This is a genomic window from Bartonella sp. HY328 (genome assembly GCF_025449335.1).
Classification (GTDB): Bacteria; Pseudomonadota; Alphaproteobacteria; order Rhizobiales; family Rhizobiaceae; genus HY038.
Genome location: NZ_CP104883.1, coordinates 2,553,147 through 2,573,260, shown reverse-complemented (window position 1 = coordinate 2,573,260; position 20,114 = coordinate 2,553,147). Strand labels below are relative to the sequence as shown.

Annotated in this window: 14 protein-coding genes and 1 other RNA gene; 10 read left to right on the top strand and 5 right to left on the bottom strand. The window is 40.9% G+C overall.

Annotated features, from left to right (window positions below; translation table 11 throughout):
• Positions 1-180 precede the first annotated feature (180 nt).
• Positions 181-1,638, top strand: a complete 1,458-nt coding sequence (locus N5852_RS10995) for an alkaline phosphatase (protein WP_262097832.1) — start codon at positions 181-183, stop codon at positions 1,636-1,638.
• 257 nt (positions 1,639-1,895) lie between these two features.
• Positions 1,896-2,348, top strand: coding sequence for a hypothetical protein (locus tag N5852_RS10990; RefSeq protein ID WP_262097831.1), 453 nt, complete (start codon positions 1,896-1,898; stop codon positions 2,346-2,348).
• Between the two features lie 103 nt (positions 2,349-2,451).
• Here N5852_RS10990 and N5852_RS10985 read toward each other — a convergent pair whose 3' ends face one another.
• Together N5852_RS10985 and N5852_RS10980 are read right to left on the bottom strand one after the other, a co-directional pair.
• Positions 2,452-2,832 carry a DUF1090 domain-containing protein gene (locus N5852_RS10985; protein ID WP_262097830.1) on the bottom strand — a complete coding sequence of 127 codons (381 nt, stop codon included), beginning with the start codon at positions 2,830-2,832 and terminating at the stop codon, positions 2,452-2,454.
• A gap of 891 nt (positions 2,833-3,723) precedes the next feature.
• Positions 3,724-4,062 carry a zinc ribbon domain-containing protein YjdM gene (locus N5852_RS10980; RefSeq protein WP_262097829.1) on the bottom strand — a complete coding sequence of 113 codons (339 nt, stop codon included), beginning with the start codon at positions 4,060-4,062 and terminating at the stop codon, positions 3,724-3,726.
• Positions 4,063-4,804: 742 nt separating this feature from the next.
• On the opposite strand from N5852_RS10980, the gene lpxC reads away from it, so the two are divergent.
• From lpxC to recN, 3 genes are all read left to right on the top strand, one after another.
• Positions 4,805-5,671, top strand: coding sequence for a UDP-3-O-acyl-N-acetylglucosamine deacetylase (lpxC, locus tag N5852_RS10975; RefSeq protein ID WP_262097828.1), 867 nt, complete (start codon positions 4,805-4,807; stop codon positions 5,669-5,671).
• Positions 5,672-6,094: 423 nt separating this feature from the next.
• Entirely contained in the window at positions 6,095-6,979 is an 885-nt protein-coding gene (locus tag N5852_RS10970) for an outer membrane protein assembly factor BamD (RefSeq protein ID WP_410004264.1), read from the top strand.
• Positions 6,980-6,982: 3 nt separating this feature from the next.
• The gene (gene recN, locus N5852_RS10965) at positions 6,983-8,653 is read left to right on the top strand and encodes a DNA repair protein RecN (RefSeq protein WP_262097826.1); all 1,671 of its coding nucleotides are present in this window, start codon (positions 6,983-6,985) and stop codon (positions 8,651-8,653) included.
• 210 nt (positions 8,654-8,863) lie between these two features.
• Here the strand turns inward: recN and ivy are convergent, their stop codons facing one another.
• Entirely contained in the window at positions 8,864-9,316 is a 453-nt protein-coding gene (gene ivy, locus N5852_RS10960; protein WP_262097825.1) for an Ivy family C-type lysozyme inhibitor, read from the bottom strand.
• Between the two features lie 267 nt (positions 9,317-9,583).
• Between ivy and ligA the strand changes: the two genes are divergently transcribed.
• The 3 genes from ligA (at position 9,584) to rnpB (ending at position 13,522) form a co-directional block, all read left to right on the top strand.
• Complete coding sequence (gene ligA, locus N5852_RS10955) at positions 9,584-11,746, top strand: NAD-dependent DNA ligase LigA (RefSeq protein ID WP_262097824.1); 2,163 nt, start codon at positions 9,584-9,586, stop codon at positions 11,744-11,746.
• A gap of 372 nt (positions 11,747-12,118) precedes the next feature.
• A complete protein-coding gene (locus tag N5852_RS10950; RefSeq protein WP_262097823.1) occupies positions 12,119-13,030 on the top strand; it encodes a DMT family transporter in 912 nt (303 codons plus the stop codon).
• A gap of 101 nt (positions 13,031-13,131) precedes the next feature.
• Positions 13,132-13,522: RNase P RNA component class A (rnpB, locus tag N5852_RS10945), an RNA gene on the top strand.
• A gap of 298 nt (positions 13,523-13,820) precedes the next feature.
• Here the strand turns inward: rnpB and N5852_RS10940 are convergent.
• Together N5852_RS10940 and N5852_RS10935 are read right to left on the bottom strand one after the other, a co-directional pair.
• Positions 13,821-15,278, bottom strand: a complete 1,458-nt coding sequence (locus N5852_RS10940; RefSeq protein WP_262097822.1) for an SEL1-like repeat protein — start codon at positions 15,276-15,278, stop codon at positions 13,821-13,823.
• A gap of 222 nt (positions 15,279-15,500) precedes the next feature.
• Complete coding sequence (locus N5852_RS10935) at positions 15,501-16,769, bottom strand: mechanosensitive ion channel family protein (protein ID WP_262099749.1); 1,269 nt, start codon at positions 16,767-16,769, stop codon at positions 15,501-15,503.
• Between the two features lie 359 nt (positions 16,770-17,128).
• Between N5852_RS10935 and N5852_RS10930 the strand changes: the two genes are divergently transcribed.
• Positions 17,129-17,827, top strand: a complete 699-nt coding sequence (locus N5852_RS10930; protein ID WP_262097821.1) for a fumarylacetoacetate hydrolase family protein — start codon at positions 17,129-17,131, stop codon at positions 17,825-17,827.
• Between the two features lie 282 nt (positions 17,828-18,109).
• Positions 18,110-20,032, top strand: coding sequence for a DNA primase (dnaG, locus tag N5852_RS10925; RefSeq protein ID WP_262097820.1), 1,923 nt, complete (start codon positions 18,110-18,112; stop codon positions 20,030-20,032).
• Positions 20,033-20,114: the final 82 nt, after the last annotated feature.

Here is a 20,114-nt window from a genome sequence, read left to right as displayed (position 1 = left end):
TATATAAAATTAGGTAAATTATTCTAAATAGTTAAGTTCAAACATGGTCTTTAATGAAATTTATTTTTTTGGATTGAACACATGTTTTTGACTTGATTTTTAAAAAATCATTATCATGTCATACCAATGAAATATGGCTACAGTATCCGCTGTTTATATTCTGGCAGAAAGGGATACTCAATGAAACTTCATAAACTTGTTCTTCTGGCTTTAGGGCTGACAACTGGGTTCGGTGGCGCTATCGTGCCTTCAATGGCGCAAGAAGCACCAGCAAAAAACGTTATTTTGTTAATTACCGATGGCGCTGGCATTAATACATGGCGAGCTGCAAGCTATTATCGTCATGGCGCGTTAGGCCATGAGGTCTATGATGACTTTGATGTTAAGGCATTTATGTCAACCTATCCACTTAATACCTCTAATACGCCAACCAAGACCAATGAAGGTTCAGTCACGTTTAATGCGGCGGAGCTTTGGGATGCTGCACCTAGCAGTGAAGTATTTAAGGGGTCGCTTGGTAATTATCCTGGCTATTTCAAAGGTTATGATTACACCCGCGCCGATTATACCGATAGCGCTGCGGCAGCGACTGCTCTGGCAACCGGGCAAAAAACCTATAACAACGCCATTAATTGGTCTAATAATGATACGAAATTAAAACATATTGGTGAATATGCAGTAGAAAGTGGCCGCTCTTTAGGTTCTATTTCTACGGTTCAATGGACCCATGCAACGCCGGCTGGCTTTCTAGCTCATAATGCAAGCCGTAACGAATATTCAGCAATGGCACAAGAGATCGTCAATTCTGGCATGGCAAGTGTCGTGATGGGGGCAGGGCACCCAAATTTTGACAAGGAAGGCAAGCCAGTTGAAGCCAAGGATGATAAGGCTTATCGCTATGTAGGTGGTAAAGAAACTTGGGACAAGCTTAAAAACGGCGAAACGGATTATGTGCTTATCGAAAGCAAAGAAGATTTTGAGAAGCTAGCTGCTGGCAAATTTGATTTGGGCAACAAAACCAAGCTTATCGGTACGGTGCAAAACCATTTGACAACTCAGTTCAATCGTCCTGGTGTTGCGATGGGGCAACCTTTAGAAAACCAGCCAAGCCTTGCAACTATGACCAAAGGCGCACTTAATATATTGTCAAAAAATGAAAAAGGCTTTTTCTTGATGGTTGAAGGTGGTGCAGTTGATTGGGCGGCACATGCTAATAATCTACCACGTTTGATTGAAGAGCAGATTGATTTTAACCTCGCAGTTGAAGCGGTTGCAGAGTGGGTTGAAGCCAATTCTTCATGGGATGAAACGCTTATTATCGTTACAACTGACCATGGTAACGGCTTGCTGCAAGGTCCTGATAGTAATAGTACTGCCTATTCTGACCTTATCAACCAAGGTGCAGGTGCTTTACCACTTGTTCGCTGGCATACAGATACCCATACCCGTGAGTTGGTGCCACTTTACGCTCATGGTAAGGGTGCAGAGTTCTTCCGTGAAGTAGCTAAAAAAGATCAAGGTCTGGCCGCTTATCATGCATCAGAAGAAAACCAGATTTATGTTGATAATACTGATGTATTTCGTGCATCAATTGCCGCATTTGGCCTTAAAGAAACCCCAGCTGCTCAAGGTAAATAACCGCTTGGAAAGATAGGCCTTGGGAAAAATAGGCCTTGGGAAAATAATACCCTTGGGGAAAATAATACCTGCTGGGGTTGTAATTACAAATAGCATAAAATGCCCGCTTAAGCTTTTTCGGCTTTGGCGGGCTAATGTGTTTGCAATTAGGCTTTGGCTAGCTTTTAAATGCTCTTTAGCAAAATAATGTTTAAAGAGGGTGGGTTGAAATGGTTAGGAAGTCGTTATTTTAATAGTGATTGATGGGAAGTGAGATTATGAAATTTTCTGGTAAATTGGCATCGATTTTAATTGCGTCGATTGGGCTATCCTTGGTCAATATGGGGCATGTATTTGCAGCTGAAAAGCCAATGGTAAGCATTATAAAGGATAGCGCGGTAGCTGAAGTTATCCGCGCCAAACGCAAAGGTGACATTGTTGAGATAGAACTGCGCTTTAATACGGTTGTTGAGCCGTTTAGCGGTGCAATCATTTATGATAAGCTTGATCGCGATACAGTTTTTATCAGCAATGGCGATGAGAAATGGCAACTTACCGCGCAGGATGATGCCGCGCCGCAAGACTTAAAACTGAATTTTAGCTATGATATGACCAAAACACCGCGTGTCGGGCAGTGGAAAGGCAAGTTTGTCGCACCACCTGCGGATATTAATGAAATTAGCCTGCATATTACCGGTTTGCCGGTTATTGAAAAAATTATAATTAAATAGCAAATTGGTTGCTGCCTTTTTAACCAACAGCCCCGAATAGAAACATAATAAAAAACCCCTGCATAAAATATGCAGGGGCCTCAACTGTATTCAATTTTTTAAATTATTTTACGTTGCTGCGGGCTTCTTCAAGTTCGCGAACAGCTTCTTCAACCTTTTTGGTTTTCTTGGCAATTTTCTTAGCATCGCCACCCAATTTAGCATCCTCAAGTTCAGCCTTACGCTGTGCTACCTTATGTTCTTTTTCAGCAACCTTTTGTAGATTGCTTGCACGGCGACCTGCGTCGGTGCAATGCTGGTTTACTTCACTCAAAGCCTTTTCAAGGCCAGCAACTTTATGGATATGGCCATGCTGACGAGCATAATCGATCTGCTTCTGGATCGCAGCTTTTTCAGCAGCGCATTCGCCTGTAGCACTTTGAGCGCTAGCAATAGCAGGGGCAATTAAAAGTAATGAACAGCCAAGGATAAGTTTCTTAATCATGATAACTCCATTTTTTTAAATTATTTATCGCTTATATATAAACCATATCAGAAGAATAGTCCAATAGTATTTTTAATAAAAAAGCTAAATTATTTAAACTTTAGAAACAAAATGAAAGATATTTTGAGGATTTGTTCATTTTGCATTCATTTTCAAACAATTTATCAGCTTTTAATTAAGTATAGTTTGTTTTATTCTTACTAGTATTTTTATTGGTTAGTTTTTTTCGAACTAGGGTTTGGTGGTGATTCTGTTCGTATTGGCTTGATAGTTAGGCTTATACGGGGTTTTTTACGTGTATATATAATGGGCGAGTCTGATTTTATGTCGATAAAAAATCAAGCAATCGATGATAAAACATTTTAATACTTTATATATACATTAATAATATTTAATTTTAAGTATTATTATGTTTTGTTTTTTTAAAATAAAACCAAACTCTAGGCACAGGAACAGAGTAGTTTAGGCACTTAATTTTATCATTTGGTAAGCTTCTAGGTAAAATATTTACACATACCAAGCATATTTATTAAGTTAAAATAGCATGACATGTTTTCTTTGGCTATTCATATGGTTGTGATCGGGGAAGCTGCCTTGTTAGCTCATAGGGCGCATGCATATTGCAAACAGGTCCTGATCCGAGATTGCTTTGGTTTCAGCTATTTCGGCATTTAAATAAAGTGGTGTTTTATTGATTTATAAACATAAAGCATGAAGCGCTGCTATTCAGCAGGCAATATTTTTAATAAGGGCAAACACTGAATTATCGATTGCTTCTTTATTAAACTTTTGGGTTGTTAAGCTGCTAGAAAAAGGCTCTTGGACTTGGTGTTGTCCTAGCAATGAACCGGAGCATCTTACCAATTGCACAAAATGCTCCGATTGAATATTTTATTCTTGTACTTTTTTAACAAATTCAGACTTTAAGCCCATTTGGCCAATGCCGGGAATTTTGCAGTCAATGTCATGATCACCGTCAACAAGGCGAATATTTTTAACCTTGGTACCAACTTTAACCACCGATGATGATCCTTTAACCTTAAGATCTTTGATGACGCTTACCGTGTCGCCATCATTAAGTTCGGTACCATTAGCGTCGCGGACAACAATTTTATCGCTATTTTGGGTTGATGCATTCCACTCATTCCCACATTCTGGGCAAATATAATTGCTGCCGTCTTCATAGGTATAGGTTGAATTGCATTGTGGGCATGCTGGAAGCTCGCTCATTACATAGTCCTTATTTTCATTCCTAAAGAGATACATCATGTTTTAATTGAAAACTTTGATGTGCTTATCTGGTTTGGTTTTTATCCAAACTCTTTAATCCAATAAATATGATTTTAATTTTTGAATTTTTCTAATTTTGAAAAGCCATACAAGAATTTTGTCTATTTTAACAGTAAAATTTTACATTCACTAGCAATGATCAAGTAATCGGGCTTTAATTGCTATATGCATTGGACCTATGTGCATTGAACGTCGTGGGTACGGTAAATTATTTTTTGGGCTGTTTATAATTTGCTTTATCGCTCTTTTCGGCATAACGCTTTGCATTGGCTTGTCTAGCCACTGCTTTTTTATTGAAAGCCATTCGCACAGTTTAAAGAGCAGTAGCGCGTTGGCGTGGTGTAATATTGGTGTTTTTAACTATTTTTTGGTTGCAAAGGTGTAACGGTTTTGTCGTTAAAATAAGGGACTTTCCGTAATTTTGAGGAAAAATATAAACGATTTTACCTTTGCAGCAAACTTGTAGCATAGCAAGGTAAAGAAGGCCGCAAGCTTGCCGTAAAGATAATTGCGCGCATCGAAAAGCCTTAAGCAATAAATTGTTGTTATCATTTGAAAATAATATTAATAATATTGCCGTCTGAGTACAAAAACGAAGATTGTCAAGTTACGCAGGTTGTTTAGCAGTCTTGAAACGGTTAGTATTTTCTTTAATATAGATGATCAAATATAGGTGAAGTTTGTGAATGTTTTTCAATCTACAATTGCCGCAGAAATCTCATTTAATGGGATTGGAGTCCACAGCGGAAAACCTAGCAATATTGTCTTAAAGCCTGCACTTGTTGATCATGGTATTGTTTTTAACCGTAATAGCAATGATAATAAGTCAATTGACCTTAAAGCGAGCCACCAACTTGCCGGGCCGGCACAACTTTGTACCACTTTACATAAGGATGGTGCCAAGGTTGAAACAATTGAACATTTAATGGCGGCAATTAGTGCTTTTGAAATTGATAATCTTATCATCGAAGCGGATAATGATGAAATGCCAATTCTGGATGGTAGTGCTTTACTCTTTGCAAATGGTATCAAAGATATAGGCATAAAACCGCAAGACAAGCCGCGTCAATATATCAAAATCATCAAGCCGGTGCGGGTTGAGAGCCCCAATGGTTATGCGGAATTTATACCAGATGATGCAACGGTCTTTGATATTACAATTGATTTTGCTACGCCGGCGATAGGTAAACAGCATATTGAGTTTACCCTTGAATGTGAGTTTTTTCGCAAAAATATTGCTCCAGCCCGCACTTTTGGTTTTTTAAAAGATGCAGAAATTTTACAAAAAAAGGGTTTAGCTCTCGGTTCATCGCTTGAAAATTCATTGGTCATTGGCCATGATGACGAAATATTAAACGCCGAAGGCAAATTGTTTGAAGACGAATTTGTACGCCATAAAGCCCTTGATGCAATTGGCGATGTCGCCTTGTTAGGGCAGCCTTTTATCGGTCGCTTTAAATCCATGCGCGGTGGCCATGCTTTAAATGGTGCGGCGGTAAAAGCGCTGTTGTCAAACCAGAGCGCTTACGAAATAGCATCATTATTGTGAAAAAAGACATTTAAATACCGAGTTTTCAATAATTGCCTTAATTGAGCCTAGATAGAATGATTGACGATAAGCAATAAAAAAAGTTATGCCTTAATAGGCTATTTAAATATTTTGTAATTTATACAAAATGCTTTATTAAGGGTAACGAGATTTGAAATGTCTTTGATTGTTGTTGAACAATTGAGCCGGATCAAATTCATGAATTGATTTAAAAGCTAAAATGTTATTTAAATTAAGACACAAAACTAAAACGTTAAAAATGTGATATTATTAATTTATAACATCACTAAACTATTGGTAAAAAGACTAGTTTAGGTTAAAAAAGTGTGGACGTAGCGCAGTTTTTCTGTGATACCTACTTTATTAAACCAGCGCGCCAAGAGGGCCAGAGATAGCATGACAATGTTAAAATCGTATTTCAGTATTCGGGGATTTAAACCACTTAGCTTAGCTCGAGGTCTACTGATTACCAGCATGGTTGCCACAACAGCACTTATTGCAGGCTGTGCCGACAAAGATAAAGACCTTGATCTTAACGCCTATGTTGACACAATCGAGTCGCCAGACGTGCTTTACAACCAAGCTCTTGCCAATCTTGAAGCGGGTCGCCTCAAAGAGGCTTCCAAAAAGTTTGAGGCAATTGACCGCCAGCATCCCTACACTGAATGGGCCCGTAAAGCACTTGTAATGGGCGCTTTTACCAATTATCGACAAGCAAATTATGATGAAGCGGTTAATATGGCGCGCCGTTATATTTCGCTTTATCCAACATCTCAAGAAGCAGCTTACGCCTATTATATTATTGGCCTTGCTTATTTCCGCCAGATTCCAGATGTTACCCGCGATCAAAAAGATACAAAACGTGCAGTTGCTGCTATGCAGGAACTCGTCGATCGCTATCCAAACTCTGAATATGTGGCAGATGCCAAAGATAAGATTCGTTTTGGTCGTGAGCAGCTTGCTGGTAAAGAAATGCAGGTTGGCCGCTTTTATCTAGAGCGCCACCAATATCTAGCAGCGATTAATCGCTTTAAAACGGTTGTACAAGAATATTCTAACACAAACCAAATTGAAGAAGCACTTTATCGCTTGGTTGAAGCTAATTTTGCTCTTGGTATTATTCCTGAAGCACAAACCGCAGCGGCTGTATTGGCACAAAATTACCCCGATAGTAAATGGTATGCTGATGCCTATAAGCTTTTGCAAAAGGCTGGCCACTCACCACAAGAAAATACTGGCTCTTGGATTTCTCGCGCCTTTAAGGGCGGTTCTTCTAATAATGCCAACCAAGCAAACAGAACACAATAAACCATGCTCATTCAACTTTCGATCCGCGACATTGTTCTGATCGAAAAATTGGACATCAATTTTGATGTCGGTCTTTCTGTGCTTACCGGCGAAACAGGCGCCGGTAAGTCAATTTTGCTTGATTCTCTTTCTCTTGCTCTTGGCGCAAGGGGTGATGCTTCCCTTGTGCGCCATGGCGCACAGCAGGGACAAGTAACTGCAGTATTTGATGTGCCTATAAACCACCCAGCGCGTTTATTAATCCGTGAAAATGATCTTGATGATGATGGCGATATTATCTTGCGCCGCGTGCAATCAAGCGATGGACGTTCACGTGTATTTATTAACGATCAAGTTGCGAGCGTTGGTCTAATCAAAGATGTTGGCCGCCATTTGGTTGAAATTCACGGTCAACATGCCGATCGCGCTTTAATTGATATTAATGCCCATCGTGATTTGCTTGATGCCTTTGGTGGTCTTGGCAGTGAAGTTAGCGCATTAAAACAAAAATTTCAAATTTGGCGCAGCCTTGAAAAAGGTCTTGCTCGCCATCGCGCCCATGTTGAGGCCGCCGCAAAAGAAGCTGATTATCTGCGTTCATCGGTAGAGGAATTATCGCTGCTTGATCCGCAATTTGGCGAGGAGGAATTCTTGGCCGAGCGGCGCGGCACGATGATGAAATCTGAAAAAATTGCTAGCGATATTAACGAAGCAGGTGAAATATTATCTGGTCCGACATCAGCCGTACCAATATTAGCCAATCTTGTCCGCCGTCTTGAACGTAAGATGAGTGAAGCACAGGACATTGTAGAGCCGATCATCCAACAAGTAGACCAAGCCCTTGATGCGCTTGGCCTTGCGCAAGATGCTGTAGAAAATGCCATGCGCATCATCGATTTTGATCCGCGCGAATTAGAAACCGTAGAAGAGCGGTTGTTTGCGCTGCGCGCTGCAGCGCGTAAATATTCGGTTGCGGTAGAAAACTTACCCGAACTGCGCGACAAGCTAGACGCAAACCTTGCGGATCTTGATGCAGGCGAAACCACCTTAACACAGATGGAAGCTGAAACTTTGGCAGCGCGTGATGCATTTGATGTTTTAGCGCAAGAATTATCGCAAAAACGCAAAGATGCTGCCCATCAACTTGAGGCAGCCGTCATGGCAGAGTTACCTGCCTTGAAATTAGAGCGAGCCAAATTCATTATTGAATTTACCACCAATCAAGATGAGCGTCAGCTTGAGGGCATTGATACAGTAGAATTTTATGTGCAGACCAATCCCGGTACTAAGCCAGGCCCGATGATGAAGGTAGCTTCTGGCGGCGAATTATCGCGTTTTCTATTGGCGTTAAAAGTAGCGCTTGCTGATCGCGGCTCTGCGCCAACTCTTGTTTTTGATGAGATTGATACTGGTGTTGGTGGCGCAGTTGCTGATGCAATTGGCCAGCGGCTAAAACGCCTTGCGCAAAATGTACAGGTGTTATCGGTTACCCATGCACCGCAAGTCGCCGCGCGCGCTGATGGACATTTCCTTATTGCCAAGGCCGAAACGGGCGATAGCGATCGCGTTAGTTCACGCATCCATTTGATGGATAAAAAAGAACGTCAGGAAGAAATCGCCCGTATGCTGGCTGGGGCTGAAGTAACCAGTGAAGCTCGTGCTGCGGCTAAAAAATTATTGGCCAGCAAAGATTAATTTTTCTTTATTATAAACATCAAAAATTATTAATTACTTTGGGTGCATATAGGGCAATTTGCATTGTTTAAGCGTTATTTTTTGGTTTTTAAGCTTGTTTCATTTCACTTCGTTTTAATGTTATCACTGATTGAAGTTTATTATGCTTGCAATTATTAGCAGTTTGCGCAGCAATAAGGTGGGGAGATGCGTCCCCACTCGTTGCAATTCCTATTTAAAATTGAAGCTATTGGGGTGGTTATCAAGACTGCCCGTCAATGCTGCAAATAGAATTGTTTTGCCGTCAATCGACAGTTCATCGGGAATATTGAGCCATTGTAATTTTTGACTGCCATCCTTTTCATCATTGGTGGAAAAAACACCCGCCAATTTTTTAGCATCGATTGAATAAAGCAAGGCTATTTGCTCCGCATCACAATCATGGGGTTTGCATGCATTTAATACGAGATATTTTTTTCCTTCAATAATAACTTCTTTGGACTGCGATTCCGTACCTCCCTCGCTTACCCATTTAGGTAAATTCTGACCTTTTATTAATTTTTGAAATTCTACTTTTGTGTCGGCGTTTTTTTCTAAGCCACTGATCGTAATGCCATCTTGCGCATAGGCGTAAGTCGATAGACTCGATAAAGACAACAATAATGTAACAAGTATTTTTTTCATATATTAAATTCCTTTATTGAGAGCTATTAAATACATAAGATATCAATTTAACCTATCGACATTGTAAGAGACAAATCACGCCTTGTTGATTCATTTAAAAGCTTGCACAATGCAGCCAAGCTTATAATTTAGGTTTTGGATCTTTATTTTTATCGTAATAATATCATCTACTCACCTAGTGTTAAATATTTTTCAAATAATTATATGCAATGCATCATTAAGTTTGGTTATCAAAATCAGGCGAAAAAACGATAGGAAATGGAACATATGAGCGAGAATGAATTAAGACAGATTGCTGTTGAAGATTTAAGCGAAGAGCAAGCAGTAAAAGAATTGGCAGCTCTTGCTAGCGAAATGGCCCATAATGATCAACTCTATTATTTGGAAGATAATCCTGACCTATCTGATGCTGATTATGATGCATTACGTCAACGCAATCATGCGATTGAACAACGTTTCCCAACCTTAATTCGCGAAGATTCTCCGTCCTTAAAAGTGGGCGCTAAGGTCTCGGAAAAATTTGAAAAGCTGCGCCATAATGTTGCAATGCTGTCACTTGATAATGCTTTTAATGACGAAGATGTTAATGATTTTATTGACCGCATACACCGTTTTTTACGCCTTGATACCACAACGCCGCTTGGCATTAGTGCTGAACCTAAAATAGATGGTCTATCTTTGTCATTGCGTTATGAACAGGGCAAATTAGTAAGTGCCGCAACGCGCGGTGATGGTACAATTGGTGAAAATGTTACCGCAAACGCTCTTACACTAAAAGATATTCCTCGCCAGCTGAAGGGTAACTATCCTGATATTATTGAAGTGCGCGGTGAATGCTATATGGCGCGTGATGATTTTGAAAAACTAAATCAACGACAGGAAGAAGCGGGCAAACAGCGTTTTGCTAATCCGCGCAATGCTGCGGCTGGTTCCCTTCGCCAGCTAGATTCTTCAATTACGGCGCAGCGGCCATTGCGATTTTTCGCCTATGCGTGGGGTGAGGTTAGCGAAATGCCGGCAACTACCCAAATGGGGATGATGGATTGCTTTGCTGAATATGGTTTTGTTGTCAACCCCCTTACCAAGCTGTTTACCAGTGCCAAGGATGTTATCAATCATTATCATAAGATTGAGGAACTAAGAGCAAGCCTTGATTATGATATTGACGGCGTGGTCTATAAGGTCAATGAATTGAGCTTGCAAAGCCGCCTTGGTTTTGTATCTCGCTCACCGCGTTGGGCTATTGCCCATAAATTTCCAGCTGAGCGTGCCTTCACACTGTTAAAAGGTATTGATATTCAAGTGGGCAGAACTGGTGCTTTAACACCTGTTGCGCGTCTTGAGCCGATTACCGTTGGCGGTGTGGTGGTGACCAATGCCACGCTTCATAATGAAGATTATATCGCTGGAATTGATTCCAATGGCGGTAAATTGCGCGATGGCCGTGATATTCGTATTGGCGATATGGTCATTATCCAACGCGCTGGCGATGTTATACCGCAAATTGTTGATGTGGTATTAGAAAAACGCCCCAGTGATGCGGTGCTCTATCAGTTTCCTACCACTTGTCCGGTCTGTGGTAGTCATGCGGTGCGAGAGGAAGGCGAAGCTGTGCGCCGTTGTACCGGTGGCCTTATCTGCCCTGCACAGGTGGTTGAACGCATTCGTCATTTTGTGTCACGCAATGCCTTTGATATTGAGGGATTGGGCGAAAAGCAGGTTGAATTTTTCTTCCATGCTGAAGATCCATCATTGAGCATTAAAACACCTGCTGATATTTTCACCTTAAAAAAGCGGCAGGAAAATTCGCTTACCAAACTTGAAAATATAGAGGGATTTGGAAGTAGGTCAGTGGTAAAGCTTTATGATGCCATTGATGCAAGGCGTGAAATTGCTTTGAGCCGCTTTTTATTTGGCCTTGGTATGCGCCATATTGGTGAAGTTAATGCCAAGCGTTTGGCTCGCGCCTATATTTCCTATGCGGCCTTTGAAAAAGCTGCTAAGGATGCCAAAATGCCCACAAGCAAAGCCGATAAAGGCAATGATACATGGCAGGAACTCATCAATATTGAAGGCATAGGCCAAATTGTTGCCGAGGCTGTCGTTGATTTTTATGGTGAACCCCACAATCTAGAAGCTGTTAATGCGCTTTTGGCTGAAGTTACGCCTTTAGATGAAGAAGTGGTGGTTGCAAGTCATTCGCCCGTTGCCGGTAAAACCATTGTGTTTACTGGCTCGCTTGAGCGCATGTCGCGTGATGAAGCAAAAGCCATGGCAGAGCGATTTGGTGCAAAAACGGCTGGTTCGGTCTCTAAAAAAACAGATCTTGTCGTAGCTGGCCCTAAAGCTGGCTCTAAACTTGATAAAGCACGTGAACTTGATATTGAGGTTATTGATGAAGATGCATGGTTCGACCTCGTTGGTGCCTAACCGGCAGATAGCCACATCATAATTTCTCTAAAAATGTTTAAAAATAACATGTTAAGGCGCATATCTTATTGGGTAGATATGTGCTTTTAACATTTTATATGCGGCTTTATGGGATATTTTCATCTAATTGGCGAAACATCACGATTTATTTTTTCATGACGCATAGTATTGCTGTTGCAAGATTTCAAATGAACAGTATTAATAGAATTTAAATAATAGAATTTGCCACTAAAGCGTTTTTTGAAAAATGTGAAGTGGTTTTCGGACAAAAAACGCGGTGTAAACACTGGATTAGAGCGCCGATCAGACCCAATCAGATCAAAATGCGCTTTAAATGTGATGCTATAAATAATTAAAAGAGGGAAGCAATAAATGTCCAATGAAAGCGAAAGCCAAAAACCAAATTATTGGCCGGGTATTTTGGTTGCCATTTTAGCCACCCTTATTTTTGCTTTTCAAGATGCGATAACTAAAACTCTAGTAAGCAGTTATCCAATTACCTTTATTGTTATGGTGCGATATTGGGTATTTTTGGCGGTTGGTATGCTAATAGCAAAGCAATCAAAAGGCGGCTTTCGTAAAAACAGCAAAACAGGCCATATTTACTTGCAAATTTTACGCGGTGTGTTGCTTTTGGCTGAGCTTATACTCATTGGCTTAGCCTTTCGGCACATGGGACTTGCTGAAACCACGGCGCTTTTTCAAGCCTACCCACTTTTTGGCACACTTCTTGCCATTTTAATATTGAAAGAGGCTGTTGGCTGGCGGCGCATAACTGCTTTAATTATTGGATTTTTAGGCATATTAATTATGATTAGGCCCGGCTCTGGCGTATTTTCCTTTGGCGCGATTTTTGCCCTAAGCGGATCGTTTTGTTTTGCACTTTATGCAACCATAACTCGCCTTGTGGGCGATCGTGATAGTGCAATTACGTCATTTTTCTATATTGGTCTTGTCGGTGCTATTATCACCACAGGATGCATTTATTATTTCTGGGTAGATATGGATCCTCATCATGTTTGGCTCTTGGTTCTCTTATGTCTTATGTCGGTAAGCGGCCACTTTGCCATGATTAAAGCGCTCACCATGGCGCCGGTCAGTATTATTCAGCCTTTCAACTATTTGCAGCTCGTTTGGTCAATTTTTGTTGGGCTGATTGTTTTTAATGATTTTCCAGACAAGTGGACGCTGATTGGTGCGGCGATTGTTGTTGGTAGCGGATTATTTGTGTTTTATCGCGAACAAGTGCGCCAGCCAAAACTTAAATTGGAAGACGCACAATAAATTTTTCAATTGGATGCATTATTCGACAAGCCTTAGCCAAATGAACTTTTGCTTAAAATGCTATAGCGTTTTTGCCTATTGCATGTTATTGCACTGCAAAGTCAGTCGGCCGGGCAGCCGCGCTAGTTCAATACCGAAAGGTGGCTAGTGAGGAAAGTCCGGGCTCCAGCGAGACACGGTGCCGGGTAACGCCCGGCGAGGGTGACCTTAGGGAAAGTGCCACAGAAAGCAAACCGCCTATATTATATAGGTAAGGGTGAAAGGGTGAGGTAAGAGCTCACCGCATTGTCAGTAATGATAATGGCAAGGTAAACCCCACCGGGAGCAAGACCGAATAGGGATGATGCGTGGTTTAACCACAGGCCTGTCTCCAGCCAATCATCCGGGTGGGTTGCATGAGGCGCATGGCAACATTGCGTCCAAGATGAATGGCTGCCACGTGAAGCGTTAAGCTTTGCCATACAAAACCCGGCTTACAGGCCGACTGACTTTTTTATAATTATCACCAGTATTTTCGTAAATAATATCAGTAACATGTGAACGGCTGACACTGCGCGTGCTCAATTAACGAAGCTTGCAAGTTGTTATGTTGTAAGATTAAGCTCTATCGAAATGCCAATTTAAACGAGGAGTTTTTTAATCGCGGCAACCAATAGTGGGCACTTTTTTGAGGCGGCGACTGCACGCCATGTCATCTTAATAAATAAAAAATGACGATTGCCGAGACGTATATAAGTGAAAAAAGCTGGCTCTACCTTTTGCTAAGGCACAAGTTTTTGTAGCGATAATTTCATTCTTGTTTTAATCGCTTCAAAGCATTTTGCGCGTCTTTGTTTCCCTGAGACGCAGCAAGGCGGTAATATTCAATAGCTTTCGTTAAGTTGACTGATAGCCCATGACCATTTTCATAAATAATGCCTAACTTGTTTTGTGCTGGCGCATATTCATGTTCAGCCGCTTTCAAAAACCATTTTAATGCTTGTCTATAATTACGTGTCGTTAAATTGCCTTCCATATAGGTGATACCTAAATTAAATTGGGCAATGGCATAATCCTGCCCGGCAGCGAGATGGTACCATTTAAGCGCTTCTTTGGCATTTGGGAGGACGCCTTCGCCTTTGTCATAACAGACGCCAACATTGTTTTGCGCTGCCGCATAATCTTGATCTGCTGCCATTTTAAACCATTTAAATGCTTGTTGGTAATCTTTTTGTATATCTTCATCTTCGCTATAGAGTAAGCCAAGGTTATTTTGTGCTTTAGCATAGCCTTGGTATGCGGCAAGAGTATACCAACGAATGGATTCATTGATATCTTTTTTAACGCCTTCTCCATGTTGGTAATAATAGCCCATGATGTTTTGGGCTTCGTCATAGCCTTGGTCTGCGGCAATCTTTATCCATTTTCGTGCTTCATCATAATCTTGCTCAAAACCACGACCTTCATCATACATCATGCCTAAATTAACTTGTGCAGGCGCATATCCTTGCTCTGCTGACCGTAAAAACCAGTCAGCAGCAGCTAGGTAATCTTGCTCAATACCTTCGCCATCGCGGAACATTTCACCAAGATTATTTTGGGCAGCATCATAGCCTTGGATGGCGGCGCGTTTAAACCATTTCGCGGCTTCTTTTTCGTCCTCTTCTACACCATCGCCGTTATAATAAAATACACCTAATTTATTTTGAGCTGTGGGATAATTTTGTTTTGCCGCAAGACGATACCATTTTAAGGCTAAAGCTTGATGTTCTATGCCTATATCACCATGTTCATACATAGATGCAAGATTGCTTTGGGCAGGCGCATAACCTTGCTCGGCTGCAAGGTGCATCCATTCAAATGCTTCGAGGTAATCTTCTTCTACACCTTCGCCATTATAATAGGCAAATGCAACATTTAATTGAGCAATTGCATATCCTTGCTTTGCAGAAAGTTTAAACCATTTGATTGCCTCATCGTAATCTTGTTTAACCCCTACACCTTCAGAATACATTTCGCCAATATTGTTTTGTGCTGGCGCATAGCCTTGATTGGCAGAAAGGCGGTACCATTTTAACGCCAATTTTCTGTCTTGTTTAACGCCATTACCCTTTTCATAAATGACACCAAGTTTATTTTGTGCTTGTGCGTCGCCCTGTTTAGCCGCCCTTTGTATGGATTGAAGTGTTTCAGTCTCTGCACTATTGCTTATTATAATGTTAGAAAATGTAAATATGACCGCGAAAAACATGGATAGTAAATATTTCATCTTACTTACCTATTACATATTTATATAATAATTTAAGGCTTTGCTAGGTGATGCTATTTTATTTTAGGGATTTTATTATTTGTGTAAATAATAAACGCAGCGGTTATAAAAGTATACGGGTTGATAAATGAAAAATATAAAACTTGTAAAGCTTATAAAAATAGCCCACACCTTGAAAAGGTTTGGGCTATTAAATGCGGTTAGTTAATGCTTAGTCGTTGATTATTGAGCAGTATGACTATCATCCTTAGAAGTATCTTCATGTTTGATGTTTCTATTATTGCGTTCCATGACAATATGCATCCAATCCTTGCCGCTTGGTGATTGGAAAATTTGCAAGCCAAATTCGGGTATGATTGAATATAAATGGTCAAAAATATTTGACATAGTATTTTCATATTCTGCCCAGATGACAGTATTGGTGAAGCAATAAATCTCTAGCGGTAACCCATTGGCATCGGGTGCTAATTGGCGCACCATCAAGGTCATTTTTTGGTGAATACCGGGATGGCTTTTCAAATAGGCGGTAATATAAGCTCTAAATGTGCCAATATTTGTCATGCGTCGTGTGTTGGCTGCAATGGCAGCTTTGTCGCCAAGCTTACCATTCCACTCCGATATTTCTTTGTTTTTACTTTCGAGGTAATCGCGGAGCAATACATATTGTGATAAATGCTGCTGATCTTCATCGGTTAAAAAACGAATACTGCTTTGATCTATAAAAAGTGCGCGTTTAATACGGCGGCCACCAGATTCTTGCATGCCGCGCCAATTGATAAATGGATCGCTCACCAATTTTCGGATAGGAACGGTGGTAATAGTATTATCAAAATTTTGCACCTTAACCGTATAAAGGGCAAGCTCGATAACAGTACCATCAGCGCCAAGATTAGATACGGTAATCCAGTCGCCAACCCGCACCATATCGGTAGAGGCTATTTGCACGCTAGCAACCAGTGACAGCAATGTATCTTGAAAGACTAACATTAAAACCGCTGCCATGGCGCCGAGACCTGATAGAAGAATAAGCGGTGAGCGATCAATTAAGGTGGCTAGGATGAGAATGGTAGCGACAGCAAAAAGTGCAACCTTTACAATCTGTACTAGCCCTTTGATTGAGCGCATTTTTGAATGTTGGCGGCGGTGATAAATATCTTCAAACGCGCTTAGCATAGATGAAATAGCCAAAGCGATGGTAAGAATAATAAAAGCATTGGCCACATTCTCAATAATTTTTGTTGCCGCCGCAGGAAGTCCAGGTACAAAGCCAACGCCTACAGAAAACACCAATGCCGGTGCAATATTGGCTAGGCGAGAAATGGCAGAGCGAATAAAATTATTGTCGCCACCTTTTACCATATTAAGCAGCCGATAAGAGCCGCGCAAGAGTAAAACGCGAACCAAAAAATTAACAACAAAAGAAGCGACAATTAGGATAGCTAGCCAAATTAGTGTTTGAAGCCAAGCGTGCTGGCCCAATAATTGCTGCATTGTTTCATCCACTTGTTGCACTCCTTGTTCTAGGTTAGAGCCCACCATACTCTCCTTTAAATAGTACCTATTGCTTTTACTGCTTAAAAAACAGCTTTGTATTTCGTTACGCTTAGCGGTAAATTATCAAAATAATAGGGCAATAAGATCACGATTATTTTATAAGGTGCTATTTCACATTAAGTCGAGCAAAATTTTATAAAATGCTTATCAATCTTATCGAACACTGCCAAGTCGTTATAATTCCCAAATAGATTCATTGGTTGGTGAAAGCGCTGCGAAGAAGTTTTTAAAGTTTGTGCTTACACTTTGTGACTTCATTCATTATAGTAATGCTAATTGATAGTTAGGAGATAGTTATGGGAAAAATTTTATTTGACCTTCCAGCAACGCCTTTGGTTCCAGTTACAGGTAGTGGGGATCTTTTTCCGGTAAATCGTATTTTTTGTGTTGGCCGTAACTATGAAGATCACGCCAAGGAAATGGGTGCGGCGGTTGATCGTGAAGCACCCGTTTATTTTACCAAGCCAGCCTCAGCTATTGTTTTGTCGGGCGGCGCTATTCCTTATCCACCTGGTACAACAAATTTTCACTATGAAATGGAGTTAGTTGTTGCCATTGATAAGCCTACTTTTAGAGTTGGTGTTGATAAAGCGCTTGATAGCGTGTTTGGCTATGCTTGTGGTCTTGATATGACACGACGTGATTTACAACAATATGCTAAGGATAGACGATATCCGTGGGATATTGCTAAGGCATTTGAAAATTCAGCGATTATAACGCCAATAACGCCAATTAAAGAATTTGGTGCAGTTAATGATCAGCATATATGGCTTAAGCTTAATAATGAAACTAAGCAAAACTCTCATTTAAATGCCCAAATATGGAGCGTTGAGGAAGTTATTAGCCATTTATCGCATTATTATCACTTAACTGCTGGCGATCTCATCTATACCGGCACACCTGCAGGTGTTGGCGCGGTAAAGTCTGGCGATGTCATAACAGGTGGTATTGATGGGCTTTCACCATTGGTGATTGAAATTGGTAATGCTGAATAGTGAAACCATTTTAAATTTTTACCAAGTGACACTTTGTTTCAAAAGCACTTAGCGGAATAAAAGTCTGTGCTTGGGCTTTTACTCCATAAAAATAATAATTATATAGGAATTGGATCTCTTAGCCATTAAATGTCTATGCGATTTAACGTCCATATAATTATCTATTTCTTAAAGGCTTGCTGAAAAGTGTAGCTTGGGTTATGGCAATATGGTTATGCTATTGGGCTTTTTTAATTTCAAGTTCCGATGCTGGTTTTATCATCAATATCAGGTTTTTTTTTAATGCGTTTTTCACCGGATTTTCTGGACGATATTCGAGGCCGTGTTCCTATTTCAACGGTGGTTGCAACGCGCGTTACATTTGACAGTAAAAAAAGCAATGCATCACGTGGAGATTATTGGGGCTGTTGTCCATTTCATGGTGAAAAAACACCAAGTTTTCATTGTGATGATGGCCGAGGGCGCTATCATTGTTTTGGCTGCGGTGAAAGCGGTGATCATTTCCGTTTTTTAATGACGCTTGATGGTTTAGGTTTCACTGAAGCGGTGGAACGTGTAGCTGATATGGCTGGAGTGCCAATGCCAAAGGTTGATCCGCAAATGGAACAGCGTGAGGCGCGTAAAGCAACGCTTTATGATGTTATGGAAATGGCAACCCAATTCTTTGAAGCGCAATTACAAAATAACCAAGGCAATGAAGCGCGCCAATATTTACAAAATCGTCAATTGCCGCAAGCACTACAAAAGCGCTTCCGCCTTGGTTTTGCGCCAAATAGTAAAACTGCACTTAAAGACCACCTCTTATCCAAAGGTGTTAGCGTCAAACAAATGGACGCCGCAGGTCTAATCGTAACAGGATCAGATATTCCAAGCCCTTATGACCGTTTTCGCCATCGTGTTATATTTCCAATTGCTGATTTAAAGGGGCGAATTGTTGCTTTTGGTGGCCGCGCTTTATCAACTGAAGTGCGGGCGAAATATTTAAATTCGCCAGAAACGGAATTATTCCATAAAGGTAATATGCTTTATAATGGTGGCGAAGCACGCCGTGCAGCACAAGCAAAAGGCGGTGAAGCAGCTAAGCCCATATTAGTTGTTGAAGGTTATATGGATGTTATTGCCCTTGCTAAAGCCGGCATTGATAATGCTGTAGCACCGCTTGGCACTGCACTAACCGATGAGCAATTGCAACTTTTATGGCGCATGTCTAATGAGCCGGTTTTGTGTTTTGATGGTGATGGTGCTGGCATTAGTGCAGCTTACCGTGCCATTGATCGAGCTTTACCTTTGTTAAAAGCCGGTGTGTCTTTGCGTTTTGTGACTTTACCTAATGGTAAAGACCCCGATGATATTATTCGCGATAATGGTGGTCAAGCATTTTTGGCTTTGGTGAGTGAAGCGCAGCCGTTGATTGAAATGCTTTGGCAGCGTGAAGTAAATGATGGCTTAACTGAAACGCCTGAACAGCGCGCCGCCCTTGAAAAGCGATTAACGACAGCTGCCTTTTTGATTAAGGATGAGAGCCTGCGCCATTATTATTTGCAGGATATTCGTAATCGTCTTCGCGATTTTTTCCGCCCGAAATTTCAACCTTTTCAAAAAGGGCAAAAGGGCCAGCAAGGTAATTTTGGTAAAAAAACACTTGAGACGGTTGCAGCAGGGCCATCGCAAAATCTTAATAATTCCGATCTTGCTTGGTCGTCACGCACGCCAATGGCATCGCGTGATGCGGCTATTTTGCTAACTCTTGCCAACCATCCAGCCCTTTGGCATGAAAATTTTGAAGCGCTGGCCGCTTTAGAATTTGCTCATGACGGTTTACAAGAGTTTCATCGCGCTATGCTTAATATTTTGGCTGAATGGTGCCCCGATGATGGGTCTGCTATGCATGAATTATTAATAAAGCGCGGTCAAAAAGCAATATTAGATCGCATAAGTATGATGATGCGCAATTTAAATACCCGCTCTTGTACGTTAGAAGCGCCGATTGAAGATGCTCGTGAGGCATTAAAGCAAGCGCTGTACTTGTATTCTAGTGCACGCAACCTACATAAACGATTACGAGAAATAGAAGTTGATCTTTTAGCAAATCCTACTGAAGAAAAACTGGCTTTGCTAATGGATGTGAGGGCAGAGTTGGAGCGTAGTAATGCCACTGAAGCGCTGATTGAAGGCTTTGGTGCATGGGAAAAAGAAACAAGTTAGAATCACTTTTTTGTAAAATGATTCGCTTTTTTCTTGCGAATCAGACAATTAATCTCGTTAGATTAGGATTGTCATGAGCGCC

What these genes read in the sequence shown, in the direction of transcription:
- N5852_RS10995 (WP_262097832.1), top strand. Translation starts at nt 181, where the DNA reads ATGAAACTTCATAAACTTGTTCTTCTGGCTTTAGGGCTGACAACTGGG.
- N5852_RS10990 (WP_262097831.1), top strand. Translation starts at nt 1,896, where the DNA reads ATGAAATTTTCTGGTAAATTGGCATCGATTTTAATTGCGTCGATTGGG.
- N5852_RS10985 (WP_262097830.1), bottom strand. Translation starts at nt 2,832, where the DNA reads ATGATTAAGAAACTTATCCTTGGCTGTTCATTACTTTTAATTGCCCCT.
- N5852_RS10980 (WP_262097829.1), bottom strand. Translation starts at nt 4,062, where the DNA reads ATGAGCGAGCTTCCAGCATGCCCACAATGCAATTCAACCTATACCTAT.
- recN (WP_262097826.1), top strand. Translation starts at nt 6,983, where the DNA reads ATGCTCATTCAACTTTCGATCCGCGACATTGTTCTGATCGAAAAATTG.
- ivy (WP_262097825.1), bottom strand. Translation starts at nt 9,316, where the DNA reads ATGAAAAAAATACTTGTTACATTATTGTTGTCTTTATCGAGTCTATCG.
- ligA (WP_262097824.1), top strand. Translation starts at nt 9,584, where the DNA reads ATGAGCGAGAATGAATTAAGACAGATTGCTGTTGAAGATTTAAGCGAA.
- N5852_RS10950 (WP_262097823.1), top strand. Translation starts at nt 12,119, where the DNA reads ATGTCCAATGAAAGCGAAAGCCAAAAACCAAATTATTGGCCGGGTATT.
- N5852_RS10940 (WP_262097822.1), bottom strand. Translation starts at nt 15,278, where the DNA reads ATGAAATATTTACTATCCATGTTTTTCGCGGTCATATTTACATTTTCT.
- N5852_RS10935 (WP_262099749.1), bottom strand. Translation starts at nt 16,769, where the DNA reads ATGCAGCAATTATTGGGCCAGCACGCTTGGCTTCAAACACTAATTTGG.
- N5852_RS10930 (WP_262097821.1), top strand. Translation starts at nt 17,129, where the DNA reads ATGGGAAAAATTTTATTTGACCTTCCAGCAACGCCTTTGGTTCCAGTT.
- dnaG (WP_262097820.1), top strand. Translation starts at nt 18,110, where the DNA reads ATGCGTTTTTCACCGGATTTTCTGGACGATATTCGAGGCCGTGTTCCT.